Source organism: Micromonospora sp. DT178 (genome assembly GCF_049841695.1).
Lineage (GTDB): Bacteria > Actinomycetota > Actinomycetes > Mycobacteriales > Micromonosporaceae > Micromonospora.
In genome coordinates, this window is sequence record NZ_JBNCKV010000016.1 from 102,643 (window position 1) to 117,614 (window position 14,972).

At 73.4% G+C, this 14,972-nt stretch carries 15 protein-coding genes; 7 read left to right on the plus strand and 8 right to left on the minus strand.

All coding sequences use genetic code 11. The features are described 5' to 3' along the window. Positions 1-11: 11 nt before the first annotated feature. The 3 genes from ACLQ22_RS25030 to ACLQ22_RS25040 form a co-directional block, all read right to left on the minus strand. A complete protein-coding gene (locus tag ACLQ22_RS25030) occupies positions 12-1,160 on the minus strand; it encodes a carboxylate-amine ligase (protein WP_425694460.1) in 1,149 nt (382 codons plus the stop codon). 149 nt (positions 1,161-1,309) lie between these two features. Then, positions 1,310-1,657, minus strand: a complete 348-nt coding sequence (locus ACLQ22_RS25035) for a hypothetical protein (RefSeq protein WP_425694523.1) — start codon at positions 1,655-1,657, stop codon at positions 1,310-1,312. Positions 1,658-1,695: 38 nt separating this feature from the next. Next, positions 1,696-2,166: a hypothetical protein gene (locus tag ACLQ22_RS25040; RefSeq protein WP_425694461.1), complete on the minus strand. Its 471-nt coding sequence runs from the start codon at positions 2,164-2,166 to the stop codon at positions 1,696-1,698. A 316-nt stretch (positions 2,167-2,482) separates the two neighbouring features. Here ACLQ22_RS25040 and ACLQ22_RS25045 point away from each other — a divergent pair, with 316 nt between their 5' ends. The 4 genes from ACLQ22_RS25045 (at position 2,483) to ACLQ22_RS25060 (ending at position 6,670) form a co-directional block, all read left to right on the plus strand. Further along, positions 2,483-2,776 (plus strand): DUF6412 domain-containing protein, encoded by a 294-nt coding sequence (locus ACLQ22_RS25045; protein WP_425694462.1) that lies wholly within the window; start codon positions 2,483-2,485, stop codon positions 2,774-2,776. A gap of 92 nt (positions 2,777-2,868) precedes the next feature. Next, entirely contained in the window at positions 2,869-3,618 is a 750-nt protein-coding gene (locus tag ACLQ22_RS25050; RefSeq protein WP_425694463.1) for a YidC/Oxa1 family membrane protein insertase, read from the plus strand. Positions 3,619-3,689: 71 nt separating this feature from the next. Then, positions 3,690-5,114, plus strand: a complete 1,425-nt coding sequence (locus tag ACLQ22_RS25055) for a carbohydrate-binding protein (protein ID WP_425694464.1) — start codon at positions 3,690-3,692, stop codon at positions 5,112-5,114. Between the two features lie 152 nt (positions 5,115-5,266). Continuing rightward, entirely contained in the window at positions 5,267-6,670 is a 1,404-nt protein-coding gene (locus tag ACLQ22_RS25060; protein ID WP_425694465.1) for a chitinase, read from the plus strand. Between the two features lie 114 nt (positions 6,671-6,784). Here ACLQ22_RS25060 and ACLQ22_RS25065 read toward each other — a convergent pair whose 3' ends face one another. Together ACLQ22_RS25065 and ACLQ22_RS25070 are read right to left on the minus strand one after the other, a co-directional pair. After that, on the minus strand, positions 6,785-7,441 hold the full coding sequence (locus ACLQ22_RS25065; protein ID WP_121399637.1) for a DedA family protein: 657 nt from the start codon (positions 7,439-7,441) through the stop codon (positions 6,785-6,787). Positions 7,442-7,526: 85 nt separating this feature from the next. After that, on the minus strand, positions 7,527-8,129 hold the full coding sequence (locus ACLQ22_RS25070; protein ID WP_425694466.1) for a DUF1349 domain-containing protein: 603 nt from the start codon (positions 8,127-8,129) through the stop codon (positions 7,527-7,529). 116 nt (positions 8,130-8,245) lie between these two features. On the opposite strand from ACLQ22_RS25070, the gene ACLQ22_RS25075 reads away from it, so the two are divergent. Together ACLQ22_RS25075 and ACLQ22_RS25080 are read left to right on the plus strand one after the other, a co-directional pair. Then, the gene (locus ACLQ22_RS25075) at positions 8,246-9,583 is read left to right on the plus strand and encodes a M23 family metallopeptidase (RefSeq protein ID WP_425694467.1); all 1,338 of its coding nucleotides are present in this window, start codon (positions 8,246-8,248) and stop codon (positions 9,581-9,583) included. 81 nt (positions 9,584-9,664) lie between these two features. Continuing rightward, a complete protein-coding gene (locus ACLQ22_RS25080) occupies positions 9,665-11,317 on the plus strand; it encodes an alpha-amylase family protein (RefSeq protein ID WP_425694468.1) in 1,653 nt (550 codons plus the stop codon). A gap of 4 nt (positions 11,318-11,321) precedes the next feature. Here ACLQ22_RS25080 and ACLQ22_RS25085 read toward each other — a convergent pair whose 3' ends face one another. Beyond that, positions 11,322-12,899 (minus strand): DUF4139 domain-containing protein, encoded by a 1,578-nt coding sequence (locus ACLQ22_RS25085; RefSeq protein ID WP_425694524.1) that lies wholly within the window; start codon positions 12,897-12,899, stop codon positions 11,322-11,324. 121 nt (positions 12,900-13,020) lie between these two features. Here ACLQ22_RS25085 and fabG point away from each other — a divergent pair, with 121 nt between their 5' ends. Next, positions 13,021-13,779, plus strand: a complete 759-nt coding sequence (gene fabG / locus ACLQ22_RS25090) for a 3-oxoacyl-ACP reductase FabG (RefSeq protein WP_425694469.1) — start codon at positions 13,021-13,023, stop codon at positions 13,777-13,779. 146 nt (positions 13,780-13,925) lie between these two features. Here fabG and ACLQ22_RS25095 read toward each other — a convergent pair whose 3' ends face one another. Both ACLQ22_RS25095 and ACLQ22_RS25100 read right to left on the minus strand, forming a co-directional pair. Next, a complete protein-coding gene (locus ACLQ22_RS25095) occupies positions 13,926-14,345 on the minus strand; it encodes a hypothetical protein (RefSeq protein ID WP_425694470.1) in 420 nt (139 codons plus the stop codon). Next, positions 14,338-14,733, minus strand: coding sequence for a hypothetical protein (locus tag ACLQ22_RS25100; protein ID WP_425694471.1), 396 nt, complete (start codon positions 14,731-14,733; stop codon positions 14,338-14,340). The genes ACLQ22_RS25095 and ACLQ22_RS25100 overlap by 8 nt, the downstream gene beginning before the upstream one ends. Positions 14,734-14,972: the final 239 nt, after the last annotated feature.

The following is a 14,972-nucleotide window of genomic DNA, read 5'->3' on the forward strand; positions in this document are numbered from 1 at the left end:
TCACCATCCTGTCACGACCGGCTCGCGCCACGGGTCTGCCGCGCGACGTCCTCCACCACGTCCACGAGCTTGCCGGTACGCGCGAAGACGGCGCGCTGCCGGGCCGCCCCGCTGCCGTGCCGGCGCAGCCCGGCGACGAGGTGGGTGACCTCGTCGAGGTCGCCGTGCCGTTCCAGCGCCGGGCGCAGCCGCTCGATCAGCTGGCCGAACAGCTCCCAGGCCGGCCGCAGCTCGCCGTCGGTCAGGTCGACGCCGTCGCCCTCCAACCCGTCGTGGGCCGCCCGCCAGTGCGCGGCGACCAGCAGGTGGTGGTCGGTACGCAGGGCGGGCCGACCGGCGGCCATGTCGTCCATCGCCGTCGCCACCATGGCCCGGACCAGCGCGGCGACGAGCACCGCGTCGTCCACCGACGGGCAGACGTCGCCGATGCGGATCTCCACCGTCGGGTACTTGGCCGACAGACGGGCGTACCAGTAGAGCATCCCCTCGTCGAGCATCACGCCGCTGGCGATCAGCTGCCGGATCAGCCGTTCGTAGTGCTCGTGGGACTCCAGGTACGGGGTGGGCGCCACCGACGGCCAGCGCTCCCACTCCACCGACCGCCAGCTCGCGTACCCGGTGTCCTCGCCCCTGGCGAAGGGGGAGTTGGTGGTGACCGCGTGCAGCACCGGCAGCCAGGGCCGGACGTGGTTGAGCACCTGCACGCCGGTCTCCGGGTCGGGCACCCCGACGTGCACGTGCATGCCGTTGTTGCCGGGGCCGGGGACCAGCAGGCGGAACCGTTCGATCATCCGGTCGAAGCGGGGCTTGTCGACCACCGGGGGCACCGGACCGTCGACCGGCCCGGTGCCGATGGCGAGCAGCCGTACGCCGGCCCGCTCGGCCGCGTCGGCGAGCGCGGCCCGCAGCACGCCGAGGGAGTGCCGGATCGAGGAGAGTTCCAGGCCGGGCGGGCTGCCGATCTCGATCTGGCTGGTCTGGAACTCCCGCTCCACCTGACCGCGCAGCTCGGGCGGCACCTGCTCCATGACGAGGTCGACAGCGGGCACCGCGGCCCCGGTGTGCGGGTCGACGAGCAGGAACTCCTCCTCGACACCCACCGTGAGCAGGTCGGTCCCCTCGGCCGTCCCGCTCGGAGCCTCCGCCACCTGGCCGGTCATCGCCACCACCGTCCGTTCACGCCCGGTAGCGGTCCGTCCGCGCCGGGTCGGTCAGTGGTTACCCACCGTGCGGAGGCGGAGAAACGCGGCCCCGGCGTGTCGCCCGTCGCGCGCCGGCAGGGGGGATCACGCCGCGCGAGACCCGCAGGTCACCGCGGCCCGCGGTCCTCGCCGTCCCGCACCAGGGCGCGGATGCGGCGCAGCGTGGCGTCCGGGGCCAGGATGGCCTCCCGCCACCGCTCCAGGGTCCGGCGCAGGTCCCAGACCGTCGCCCGCAGCTGCCGTTCCTGCTCGCGCGCCGAGTCGAGCTGTGCCCGGGCGAGCAGCGCCGCCTCCTCCAGCTCGGCGACCCGGGTGCGCAGCGGCTGCACCAGCGTGAGGGCGGCGTCGGTGAGGGTGTCGGCGGCGTCCGCCTTGAACTTGCCCCGCTGCACGATGACGGTGGCGATGACGGCGAGACCGCCGGTGCCCCCGAGCACGCCGAGGACGGAGAGCAGGACCTGCACCCAGTGCGGGGCGGACGGTGTCGAGGTGTTCACGTCCCACCCCTGGCGGGGAGGGTGCCACCGACGGCCACCCCGGCGAGCTGGGCGGCCTGGCCGGCCCGGGTGAGCCGGCGCAGGTCGAGCGCGATCTGGACGGCACGCCACCCGGAGCCGGCGGCCACCGCGACGACGAACGACATCGCCGCGACCCCCTGCGGGCCGGTGACCACCGCCAGGGCGACGGCGTACATGCCGGTGATCGTGCCCAGCATGAGCACCGACGCGAGTTCGATCCCGAGACCGGTGGAGAGCCGGCCCGGCCAGAGCACGCCCAGCAGCCCGGCGACGCCGGCCACGATGAGGCCCGACTCCCACCCCGCCTGGATGGGCCCCGGCATCGCCATCTCCACCGACTGCGGCCGGACGTCGAGGACGATCAGGAGGACCCCGCACACCGGGGCGGTCGCCATGATGGCGATCTCGAAGGGCTGGTGCCTGGAGCGGATTCGATTGTGGGGCACGGCGGCTCCTAACGATGGCCCGCCACCTCGTCGAGCCGGCCCGTCGGCCGGGGCGGGCGCCCGGTGCCGACGGTGTACCGGGAGGGCCCGCTCCCATCGCCCGGGTCGGCGCGGCATGCCCGACGACGCGGAGGCACACCGGCGGCCGAAAAGGACGACATACCGACGTTGGCTGTCGACGCACCAAGTCGTACCACCTCCGCCGCGCCTCCGTCCACCCCGGACCTGTCGTATAAGCGCAGGTCAGGGCGGGTGTGGCGGGGCTTGTCGCGCGAACGGGCCGGGTGGCGTGACAACGGGTCCTAGGCTGGTCGGCGTGCCGGGGTCGCTGGGGATCGTGCTGGGGGCGTGGGCGTACGCCCTCGCCCACCTGACCCTGCTCGCCGACCGCCCGGCCGGGCTGCTCGCCGGGGCCGCGCTCGCCGCGGTGGCGCTGGTCGCCGTCGCGCTCGCGGCGCACGCGGCCGGCGTCGTCGACGCGCCCCGGGCCGGCCGCGCCGCCGCCCTGCGCGCGCGGGCCCGCCGCCGCCGGGTGCCCCGGCAGGTCGACCCGGACGCCGCCGGGCGTCCCCGTCCCCGCGCGCCCGGTCTGCGCCCCTCGGCCGCGTAGCACCGCCGCGCGGCCGATTCCGCCGCCATCCGCCCGTCCGGCGACTCACCCGCCGCCGGACCGGCACCCGGAATCGGACCGAGGGGTCACCCATGCTCGCCTTCGCACCTCTGCACGACGCCGTCGGCGCCGCCGGCCGCGCGCTCGCCTGGTTCACCACCCTGCTCGAACCGCTGGCCGGCGACGCGGCCACGGCCGCCGCCATCGTCGTCCTCACCGTCGTCGTCCGGTTGCTGATCTCGCCGCTGACCCTCGCGCAGGTCCGCGGAGAGCGGCGCCGCGCGGCGCTCGCCCCCGAGGTCCGCGAGCTTCAGCGGCGGTACGCGGACGACCCCGCCCGGTTGCAGGGCGAACTGTTCGCGCTCTACCGGGCCAACGGCGCCAGCCCGGTGTCCGGCTGCCTGCCGCTGCTGCTCCAGGCCCCGTTCCTGCTGGTGATGTACCGGCTCTTCACCACCGCCGAGGGCGGCACGGGGCTGCTGACCGAGCGCCTGGCCGGTGTGCCGCTGGGGCACCATCTCGGCGACGGGTCGGTCGGCGGCGCGTTGCCGCTGTTCGGCGCCCTGTTGGCGGCCCTGCTCGTGCTCGCCTGGTGGACGTCGCGGCGGATGCGGCGCGCGGCGGCGGCGAGCGGAACGGTGGCCGGTGCGCCGACCGAGGGGCCCGGCGCGGCGGTGCTCGGCCGGCTGCTGCCGCTGCTGCCGTACACGACGGTGCTGGTGGCGCTGGTGCTGCCGCTGGCCGCGGTGATCTACCTGGTCACCACCACCGCCTGGTCGGCGGCGGAGCAGGCGGTGCTGCGCCGGCCGCGGCCCGAGCCGGCTCGCATCGACGGGCGTTGACATCTGCGGAAGCGGCACGTACAACTCGTGAGAGAGCGCTCTCTCGACCGTCCCCGCAGAGAGGCACGTCAATGACACCTGCCCCGGCGGCGCCCGCCGCCCCGCCCCCGCGACGCCGGCTGACCCTGGCGTTGACCCTCCTCACCGCCGCCGCGACCGCACTGGTCGGCACGACCGTGACCGCGAACGCCGCCGTCCCGGCGCCCGCGCCCGGCTGGAGCCTGGTGTGGAGCGACGACTTCACCGGCGCGGCCGGCACGCTGCCGTCCGCCGGCAACTGGATCATCGACACCGGCACCAGCTATCCCGGCGGCCCGCCGAACTGGGGCACCGGGGAGATCCAGACGTACACCAACAGCACCGCCAACGTCAGTCACGACGGCGGCGGCAACCTGCGGATCACCCCGCTGCGCGACGCCTCGGGCCGCTGGACCTCGGCCCGGATCGAGACCGTGCGCAGCAACTTCAAGCCCCCGTCCGGCGGCGTGCTGGCCATCGAGGGCCGCATCCAGATGCCCAACGTCACCGGGGCCCAGGCGTCCGGCTACTGGCCGGCGTTCTGGGCGCTCGGCTCGCCGTACCGGGGCAACTACCAGAACTGGCCGGGCATCGGCGAGTTCGACGTGATGGAGAACGTCAACGGCCTCAACTCGGTCTGGGGCGTGCTGCACTGCGGCGTGGCCCCGGGCGGGCCGTGCGACGAGTTCAACGGCATCGGCGCGTCCCGGGCCTGCCCCGGCAGCACCTGCCAGTCGGCCTTCCACACCTACCGGTTCGAGTGGGACGCCTCGGCCAGCCCGCAGCAGCTGCGCTGGTACGTCGACGGCCAGCTCTACCACTCCGTGAGCCAGTCCCGGGTCGGCGAGCCGTACTGGTCGCAGATGACCAGCCACGCCGGCTACTTCCTGCTGCTCAACGTGGCGATGGGCGGGGCCTTCCCGAACGGGGTGGCCGGTGGCGCCACGCCGACCGCCGCCACCGTCCCCGGCCGGCCGATGCTGGTCGACTACGTGGCGGTGTACAGCCGGGGCGGCGGCAGCACGCCTCCGCCCACGACCCCGCCGCCGACGACGCCACCGCCCGGCGGGGTGCGGGACGCGTACGCGACGATCCAGGCGGAGTCGTTCAACGCGCAGAACGGGGTGCTCGTCGAGGCGTGCGCCGAGGGCGGGCAGAACATCGGCGCGCTGCGCAACGGCGACTGGGTGCGGTTCGACAGCGTCGAGTTCGGGGCCACCCCGCCACGCGACTTCGTCGCCCGCGTCGCCTCCGGCGCGGCGGGCGGGGCCAGCGGGCTGGTGGAGGTCCGGCTGGACAGCCCGACCGGCCCGCCGATCGGCAGCTTCGCGATCGGGAACACCGGCGGCTGGCAGAGCTGGCGCTCGGTTCCCGGCAACGTCGCCGGCCCGACCGGCCGCCGGACGGTCTACCTGACCTTCAGCAGCGGACAGCCCGCCGACTTCGTCAACGTCAACTGGTTCACCTTCCGCCGCTGACCCCTGAGCCCGCTTCGGGCCCTGAGCCCCGTGGAGCCCCCGGCCGTCGCCGGGGGCTCCCGCCGGCCCACCCTGGACAGAAACAGTTAACACTCCTAATAATAGGCGTCAATGTCGATGCCGATGGATGGCGTCCGGGTGTGGAGGGTGTCGTGAAACGATCCAGATCCCTGGTGTTCTCGCTGGTCACAGCCGTGGTGGCGGCGCTCGGTGCGGTGTGGGTGGCGATGCCCGCGTTCGCCGCCGGGGTGACCGCCAGCTTCGTCAAGACGTCCGACTGGGGCTCGGGCTGGGAGGGGAAGTACACGATCACGAACGGTGGCGGATCCACGGTCGACGGCTGGACCGTCGCCTTCGACCTGCCGGCCGGCACCACCCTCGGCAGCTACTGGGACGCGCTGCTGACCTCGTCGGGCCAGCGGCACACCTTCACCAACCGGTCCTGGAACGGTCGCCTCGCCCCGGGCGCCTCGGTCTCGTTCGGCTTCCTCGGCTCCGGGCCGGGCGCGCCCACCAACTGCCAGCTCAACGGCACGGCGTGCGGCGGCGGCGCCAACCCCACCACCGCGCCGCCCACCACCGCACCCCCGACGACGGCGCCGCCCACCACGCCGCCCCCGACCACGCCGCCGCCGACGAGCCCGCCGCCGAACACCGGCCTGCCGAAGCACATCCTCACCGGGTACTGGCACAACTTCGACAACCCGGCGGTCGAGCTGCGGCTGCGCGACGTCCCGGCCGAGTACGACGTCGTCGCGGTCGCCTTCGCCGAGGCCACCGCCACCCCCGGCCAGGTCACCTTCGCCATCGACCCCGGCCTGTCGACCGCGCTCGGCGGCTACACCGACGCCGACTTCTCCGCCGACGTGCGCACCCTCCAGTCCCGGGGCAAGAAGGTGATCATCTCGGTCGGCGGCGAGACGGGCCGGGTCGCGGTCAACGACGCCGCCTCCGCCGCCGCGTTCAGCGACAGCGTCCACGCGCTGATCCAGCGGTACGGCTTCGACGGCGTCGACATCGACCTGGAGAACGGGCTCAACCCGACCTACATGGCCCAGGCGCTGCGCTCGCTGCGGGCCAAGGTGGGCTCCGGGCTGATCATCGCGATGGCCCCGCAGACGATCGACATGCAGTCCCCGGAGACCAGCTACTTCAAGCTGGCGCTCGACATCAAGGACATCCTCACCGTCGTGAACACCCAGTTCTACAACTCCGGGGCGATGCTCGGCTGCGACCGCAACGCCGCGTACGCCCAGGGGACGGTGAACTTCATCGTCGCGCTGGCCTGCATCCAGCTGGAGGCCGGGCTCCGCCCGGACCAGGTCGGTCTCGGCCTGCCGGCCGGTCCCGGCGCGGCCGGCGGCGGCATCGTCGCGCCCAGCGTGGTGAACGCGGCGCTGGACTGCCTGGCCCGCGGCACCAACTGCGGCAGCTTCCGCCCGCCGCGCACCTACCCGGGCATCCGCGGCGCGATGACCTGGTCGGTCAACTGGGACGTGAGCAACGGCAACACCTTCGCCCGCACGGTGGCCCCCCACCTCGACACCCTCCCCTGACCCACGACACCAGGGTCGATCATGCAGTTGTGGTGGTCCGCAGAAGCCGCGTACGCGGTCGGAACCGGCACCACGACTGCATGATCGACGGGGTGGGTGGGTGGGGGAGGGGAGTCAGGGGGTGGCGTCGGCGTGGGCGCGGCGGCGACGGGTCTTCTTGATCACCCACCAGGCGATCATCACGACGAAGACGGCGATGATGCCGTAGTCGAACCACTTGCTGTACTGCTCGATCTGCTGCCAGCGGGAGCCGAGCGCATATCCCAGGCCGACGAAGAGCGCGTTCCAGATGCCGCTGCCCAGCGTGGTGAACGCGATGAACTCCGGCAGCGGCATCCGGTTGGCCCCGGCGGGGATGGAGATCAGGCTGCGTACCACCGGCATCATCCGGCCGAAGAGCACCGCCCACCGACCGTGTCGCTCGAACCAGCGGTCTGCCTTCTCCAGGTCGTCGAGGTCGACCAGGGGCAGCCGGTCGAGCCAGCGCTTGAGCCGGTCCTCGCCGGCCGCCGCGCCCAGCCAGTAGAGGACGAGCGCCCCGCCCAGGGAACCGGCGGTGGCGGCGAGCCCCACCAGGACGACGTTGAACCGTCCCTCGCTGGCCAGGTAGCCGGCCATCGCCAGCACGATCTCGCTCGGGATCGGCGGGATGATGCTCTCCAGGGCGACCAGCAGGGCCACCCCGACGGCACCGGCGGCGTCGATCACCCCCGCCACCCACCCGGTCAGGCCGCCGAGTTCGGTCGGGTCGACGTTCTCGGCGAGTGCCATCGCGATCCTTTCGGCCGGGTCCGGATCAGATTTCTCTACCCCGTGCCCCGGCCGCCACACCTGCCCGTGAGTGGGGCCACCCGGTTCAGCCCTCCGGGTGCAGCGCCGCGTCGGCCGGCCCGCGCCGCCAGCCGGTGAACCGGACCCGCAGGCCCGCCCGGGTGGGGGAGCAGCAGTACGGCCCGGCCGCGGCCACCGCCTCCGGGGCCAGCGGGGCGAGCCGGACCAGCCGCCACGGCTCGTCGTCGGACCGGGCCCGTACGGTGAGCGCGTCCCGGTCGCGGCTGACCCGGACGGTCACCTCCCGCCCGGCCCACATCGGCACGGGGGCGACCGACCAGTCGGAGACCTCCCGGGTCACCACGGCACCGACCTGCGGCTGGCCGTCGCTGACCTCCACCCCGGCCTTGACCCAGTTCCGCTCGTCCACCCGCACCAGCACACCGGCCTGGTCGAACTGCTCGCCGTAGTCGAGGACGAAGGCCACCTCCACGGCCTCGCCGACGGGCAGCGGCGCGAGCAGCGCCGGGGCGTCGTCGTGGACGAAGCCGTAGGACGTGTGCCGCCACAGGTCGCTGCCCTCGGCCGGCTGCACCAGCAGCTCGCCCGCCGGCCCGGTCTCGACCCGCACCGGCTCGTTGCACCACTCACCCTCGGCCCAGTCGACCGGCCGCTCCGCGTCACCCATGCCGGCGACGGTACCGCCGGTGGGCGCCCGGGGGCGACGGCCACGGATCGCCGGGGAGGCTCGTCTATATTCACGGCGTTGTTCCGATGCCGGGAAGATCGCGAGAAGGGCGTTACGTGACCAGGGAGAACACGGGAAGACGGCGCTGGGCGCTCGTGGTCGCCGCGGCCGTCGTGTGCGGGCTCGCGCTCGTACCGGCCCGGCCGGCGTCCGCGCAGGTCGGGGTCATGGTCCAGCCGGTGGGTGGGCGGGTCACGGGGGTGCTCGCGAACAGGTGTGGTGCCACCGACAGTGATCACTACGGGGTGGACATCGCGGGCAACAGCGGGATGGCGATCGGTGCGGCGTACGCGGGCACGGTGGCCTTCGCGGGGTGGACCTCGGGTGGGGGCAACATGGTGACGCTCTCGCACGCCGGTGGCTACCAGACCCGGTACCTGCACATGGTGGGGGCGGCGTCGGTCGTCGTGGGGCAGCAGGTCGGGCAGGGGCAGGTGCTCGGGCACGTCGGCAGCACGGGCAATTCCACGGGCCCGCACCTGCACTTCGAGATCCGCCGCCACGGCGCGGTGTACGACATCCGCCCGGCGTACGCCTGCGGCGGCATGGTCACCAAGGGCGCCCCGATCAACCTCCCGTTCGCCGACCTGACACCGGCCGACGCAGTCCCCGACCGGTTCGCGTTCGTGAACTCGGCGGGTGTGGTGTACGCGAAGGATGGGGCGTACTCGTCGTGGCGGGCGGTCAACGCGGGTGGGGCGTCGAAGGTGGTGCTGGGCGGTAACTGGATCGGGTGGCTTCAGGGTGGTGACTTCTTCGTCAAGGACGGCGTGTTCGGTGAGTGGTTGTCGATGGCCGGGGGTGGGCAGGTGCGGGACATCGCGGTCAGTGGTGACCGGTTCGCGTTCGTGAACTCGGCGGGTGTGGTGTACGCGAAGGATGGGGCGTACTCGTCGTGGCGGGCGGTCAACGCGGGTGGGGCGTCGAAGGTGGTGCTGGGTGGCAACTGGATCGGGTGGCTTCAGGGTGGTGACTTCTTCGTCAAGGACGGCGTGTTCGGTGAGTGGTTGTCGATGGCCGGGGGTGGGCAGGTGCGGGACATCGCGGTCAGTGGTGACCGGTTCGCGTTCGTGAACTCGGCGGGTGTGGTGTACGCGAAGGATGGGGCGTACTCGTCGTGGCGGGCGGTCAACGCGGGTGGGGCGTCGAAGGTGGTGCTGGGCGGTAACTGGATCGGGTGGCTTCAGGGCGGCGACTTCTTCGCCAAGGACGGCATCTACGCCGAGTGGCTGACCATGGCCGGGGGCGGGCAGGTCAGCGACGTCGCGCTGACCGGCCAGGACTGGTTCGCCTTCGTCGGCGGCGGGAACTTCTTCGCCAAGCAGGGCGCCTACGCCCCCTGGCTGACCATGAGCGGTGGCGGGCAGGTGAGCGGGATCGCCGTCACCACCTGACGGGCGCCACCGACCCGGGCGGGGAGCACGGGTGGGGCGTTCGCGTTTGCCGGGCGCCGGGATCGGAGACATTAGCCAGGCATGGCTGACAGGTGGTACTCGGAGGCGGTCGTCTACTGCCTCGACATCGACACGTACGCGGACTCCGACGGCGACGGGGTCGGTGACATCCGGGGGCTCATCGGCCGGCTGGACTACCTCGCCCGGCTGGGCGTGACCTGCCTCTGGCTGCACCCCATCCACCCGTCACCCAACCGGGACGACGGCTACGACGCGACCGACTTCTACAACATCGACCCGCGCTTCGGCACCCTCGGCGACTTCGCGGAGCTGCTGCACCAGGCGCAGAACCGCGGCATCCGGGTGATCATCGACCTGGTGGTGAACCACACCTCGAACGAGCACCCGTGGTTCCAGTCCGCCCGCTCCTCGCCCGACTCGCCGTACCGGGACTGGTACGTCTGGTCCGACCACGAGCCGGCCGACCGGCACCAGGGCATGGTCTTCCCCGGCGAGCAGCACGAGACGTGGAGCTACGACCGGACGGCCAAGGCCTGGTACTACCACCGGTTCTACAAGTTCCAGCCGGACCTGAACTTCACGAACCCGGCGGTCCGCGAGGAGATCAAGAAGATCGTCTCGTTCTGGCTCCAGCTCGGCGTCTCCGGCTTCCGGATGGACGCGGTGCCGTTCATCATCGAGCTGACCGAGCCGGGCAACCCGAACTCGCCGAAGGACTTCGAGTTCCTCACCGAGCTGCGCCAGCACGTGCAGTGGCGCCGGGGCGACGCCGTCCTGCTCGCCGAGGCCAACGTCGAGCCCGACCAGCTGCCGACCTTCTTCGCCGACAGCGGCGGCTCGGGCAACCGCCTGCACATGCTCTTCGACTTCATGCTCAACGGGCGGCTGATGCTGGCCCTGGCCCGGCAGGATCCGGAACCGATCATCGAGGCGCTGCGGGACACCCCGGCGCTGCCCGAGGGCGGGCAGTGGGCCACCTTCCTGCGCAACCACGACGAGATCGACCTCTCCCGGCTCACCGCCGAGCAGCGCAACCAGGTGTACGCGCAGTTCGGCCCGGACGAGGACATGCGGATCTACGACCGGGGCATCCGCCGCCGGCTCGCCCCGATGCTCGGCAACGACCGCCGCCGCATCGAGCTGGCGTACGCGTTGCAGTTCTCGCTGCGCGGCACGCCGGTGCTGCGCTACGGCGAGGAGATCGGCATGGGGGAGGACCTGTCGCTGCCCGGCCGGGAGGCGATCCGCACCCCGATGCAGTGGTCGTACCAGCCGAACGCCGGCTTCTCCACCGCCGACCCGGAGAAGCTGGTCCGCCCGGTGATCGACAAGGGCGACTACTCGTACGAGAAGGTCAACGTGACCGCCCAGCGCAGCGACCAGAAGTCGCTGCTCGCCTGGTTCGAGCGGATGATCCGTACGCTGCGCGAGGCCCCCGAGGTGGGCTCGGGCTCGACCACCCACATCGACGTGGCGATGCCGCCGGGAGTGCTGGCGCACCGGGCCGACGGGCGGACCGGCACGATGGTCTTCGTGCACAACCTCGGCACCACCGACGCCGAGGTGGACCTCAGCCTGCTGGAGCCGGAGGCGGACCTGCCCATCGACGTCCTCGCCGACCGCAACTACGGCGAGGTCGGCAAGCTGGACCGCCTGAAGGTCGCCGGCTACGGCTACCGGTGGATCCGCCTCTGCCGCGGTCGTGGCCTCTGACCGGTCACTCCCGCCAGCCGGCCAGTTCGACCCCCTTGGCCAGCTCCACCCGGAAGCCCAGGGTGATCTCGCCGCTCTCCCCCGGCCCGAGCCGCAACCGCCAGGTCAACTCGCCCAGCTCCGTGCGCTCGGCCGGGGGCGGGACGAGGGTGGACTCCCGCACGACCACCGCCTCGTCGCGGGACACCGGCAGCTGGTCGCGCACCTCCACGCTCGCCGGCCGGGGCGTGTGGTTGGCCACGCTGATCCGGTACTCCACGTCCCGCCGCCGGGTCGAGCCGAGCGTGGCCCGGGTGTCGGCGCGCCGGCCCAGCTTCCGTTCCACCCGCACCCGGTCGTCCACGCCGAGCGCCAGCTCGGTCTCCTCGCCGGGCGCCCACACCGGCAGCCGGGTGGTCGCGACGAAGTCGGCGCCGTGGAAGACCGCCGCCGGGCCGGGGAGCAGCGTGTGCGACGAGGTGTTGCGGACCGTCGCCCGCAGGTGCGCCTCGGCCGCGCGGACCGGCACGGTCACGTGGTCCAGCCGGGCCGGCAGCTCCAGCACGGCGATGGTGGCGCGGTGGGCGCTGCCGTCGGCCGGCACCGCGACCGGGCGCGCCGGCCGGTAGGTGGCCGCCGTGACCCCCTGCTCCACGGTGGCGACGCTCTCCCGCATCTCGGGGCGCGGCGGGGCGGACCGGGCCGCCGCGCCGGCGGGCGCCGCGCCGGGGGCTGCGGGCGCCGGCATCGCGCCGAAGCTCGCCGGCGCCATCGGCATCGGCGGCGGCACCGGCCGGAGCCGGTCGAGGTACCAGGGCGACAGTTCGGGTACGCGGGTCGCCGCCGCCGGCCGGGCCGTCGAGAGCTCGAGCACGCACTCCGGCCAGTCCTCGCCGGTGTCCTGGCTGACCAGCCCGAACCAGGTGACGGTCATGGTGTCGTCGACCAGCCGCAGGTCGTAGGAGGGCTGCCAGCGGGCCCCGTCGACCAGGTAGCTCAGCTCCAGGTCCAGCTCGTCGTCGTCGGCGTCCACCGACACGGTGACCTCGGCGACCAGCTGGTCCGGTTTCCGCTTGCCGCGCGTGGCGTCCAGCTGCCGCTTGACGGCCGCCAGCTCCTCGGTCAGGTCGGTGCGCCGCCGGTCCAACGCGCGACGGCGGCGCTGGGAGTCGGCGAGCTGACCGGCCACCGAGTCGGCGAAGGTGGCCACGTCGGTCGGGGCGGCGTCACCGGAGGCCAGCGCGCGGGCGTACGTGCCGCCGGCCCGGTCGGCCAGCCGGGTGAGGAACTGCCCCCGCTGCGTCTCGACCTCGCCCGCGTCGTCGACCTCGGCCAGCTCGTCGGCCAGCTCCCGGCTCCGCTGCTCCAGCTCGCGAACCTGCCCGTCGGTGCTGCGTGCCTGCCGCCACGTCGTGACGTCCACGCCGAGCACGGTGGCCGCGCCCCGGCCGCCGACCCGCAGCGAGTCCCGCCGCAGGCCCAGCGGCAACGGTGCGACGCGTACGCGGTGCTCACCGGCGGTCAACCGGGTGCTGCCCCGGCGGGTGACCCGGGCGCGGTCCGGGTAGACGGTGACACCGACGACGGGTGCTTCGATCTCCACTGCCTTCACGGCGGCGAGAGTAGCCGGGCGATGCTCGTGAGCGGTGTCCCGCGCGGGGCCGGCGTCGGCGTACGGCTGGGTTAAGCTCCTTCGATCGAGCGTAAGTTACCGGGAGGTAGGCATGTCGGAGGAGCAGCGGGTCGCCATCGTCACGGGCGCGGCGCGGGGGATCGGGGCGGCCACCGCCCGGCGGCTGGCGGCCGACGGCCTCGCGGTCGCCGTGGTCGACATCGATGAGTCGGCGACGAAGGAGACCGTGGATGCCGTCGTGGCGGCCGGCGGCCGGGCGCTCGGCGTCGGCGCGGACGTGTCCGACCGGGCCCAGGTCGAGGCGGCCGTGGAGCGGGTCGCCGCGGAGCTGGGCGCCCCGACGGTGCTGGTCAACAACGCCGGCGTGCTCCGCGACAACCTGCTGTTCAAGATGACCGACACCGACTGGGACACGGTCATGGGGGTGCACCTGCGCGGCGCGTTCCTGTTCAGCCAGGCCGCCCAGAAGCACATGGTCGAGGCGAAGTGGGGCCGGATCGTCAACCTGTCCAGCACCTCGGCGCTGGGCAACCGGGGCCAGGCGAACTACGCGGCGGCGAAGGCCGGCCTCCAGGGCTTCACCAAGACCCTCGCCATCGAGCTGGGCCCGTTCGGGGTGACCGTCAACGCGGTCGCGCCCGGCTTCATCGTCACCGACATGACCGCCGCCACCGCGGCCCGGATGAAGGTCGACTTCGAGGCGCTGCAGAAGCACGCCGAGTCGGAGATCGCCGTACGCCGGGTCGGCCGCCCCGAGGACGTCGCGCACACCATCTCGTTCCTGGCCAGCGAGGGCGCCTCGTTCGTCTCCGGCCAGGTCATCTACGTGGCCGGCGGCCCCAAGTCCTGACCCCCTCCCGCCCCACCCCGCGAGCCCTCCCCGGGAACGTCGATCATGCAGTCGTGGTGCCCCGCAAGGCCGGCGAACCCGGCCACCACGGGCACCACGACTGCGTGATCGCGCCCGTTCTGGCGCGGGGGTGGGTGGGCTGGAGGTCAGGGGTTGGTGGGGCGGGTGCGCCAGAGCCAGAGCAGGCCGAGCACCGGCAGGACCAGCGGGATGTAGCCGTACCCGCTGCCGAACTGCGACCAGACCGTCTCGTCGGGGAAGAGCTCCGGGTCGGCGAGGCTGAGGGCCCCGACGCCGAGCACCCCGACCAACTCCACGGCGCAGCACGCGAGCGCCACGCGGCGGCCGGCGGCGCCGGCGCGGGCCAGCCCCACCGCCGCGACGATGTAGATGGCCGCGGCGAGGGCCGAGAGCAGGTACGCCACGGGCGCCTCGTCGAACTTCGTGGCGATCTGGAGGCCGGCGCGGCTCGTCGCGGCGATCGCGAAGAGCAGGTAGACCGCGATCAGCAGCCGTCCCGGGCCGGCGTTGGTCCGCTTCACCTTCGGGGCGGGTACGTCAGCCACCCAGCACCTCCCAGGTCTGCTGGAGCCGTACGACGACCACCGGGGTGACCAGGCAGACCGCGCAGACGATCGCCGAGCCCCAGCGCGTCGGCTCCATCCGGGCCAGCACCCAGGCCAGCGGCGGCAGGCAGACCACCGTCGCGAGGTAGCCGAAGAAGGCGCCCGGCTCGTCGGGGCGCTCGCCGTCGCCGAGGGCGACCAGCGCCACCGCGGCCAACGCGAGCAGCGCCACCTCCAGCACGGCCAGGCCGGCGAACTGCGCCCGGTCCGGCGCGCGGTGCCGCAGCGTCGCCACCAGCGCCCAGACGGCGACGAGGAGCGACAGCACGATCGAGGCGGTCGCGAGAAGCCCGTCCACCGGCGAACCCGCCGACGCTGCGCTGGTCATCGGGGCCGTCCGGGGCGTGATTCGGTCACCGGCACAGCCTACTAACCCGCGTAGTACACCCCGTCACCCGCCGCCCCCTCCACAGGGGCCAGCCGTCCGCCCGGCCCGGCACCCGGGGGTCCGGCGGCGTCGGACCGGCGGGCGTGGGAGCGAGCCCGGCCAAGGCGGCGACGAATGTCGTCAGAGGACAGTGGGGTACCCCTATTGACCCCTACTCGCCGGTAAGCAGAACGTTGCGG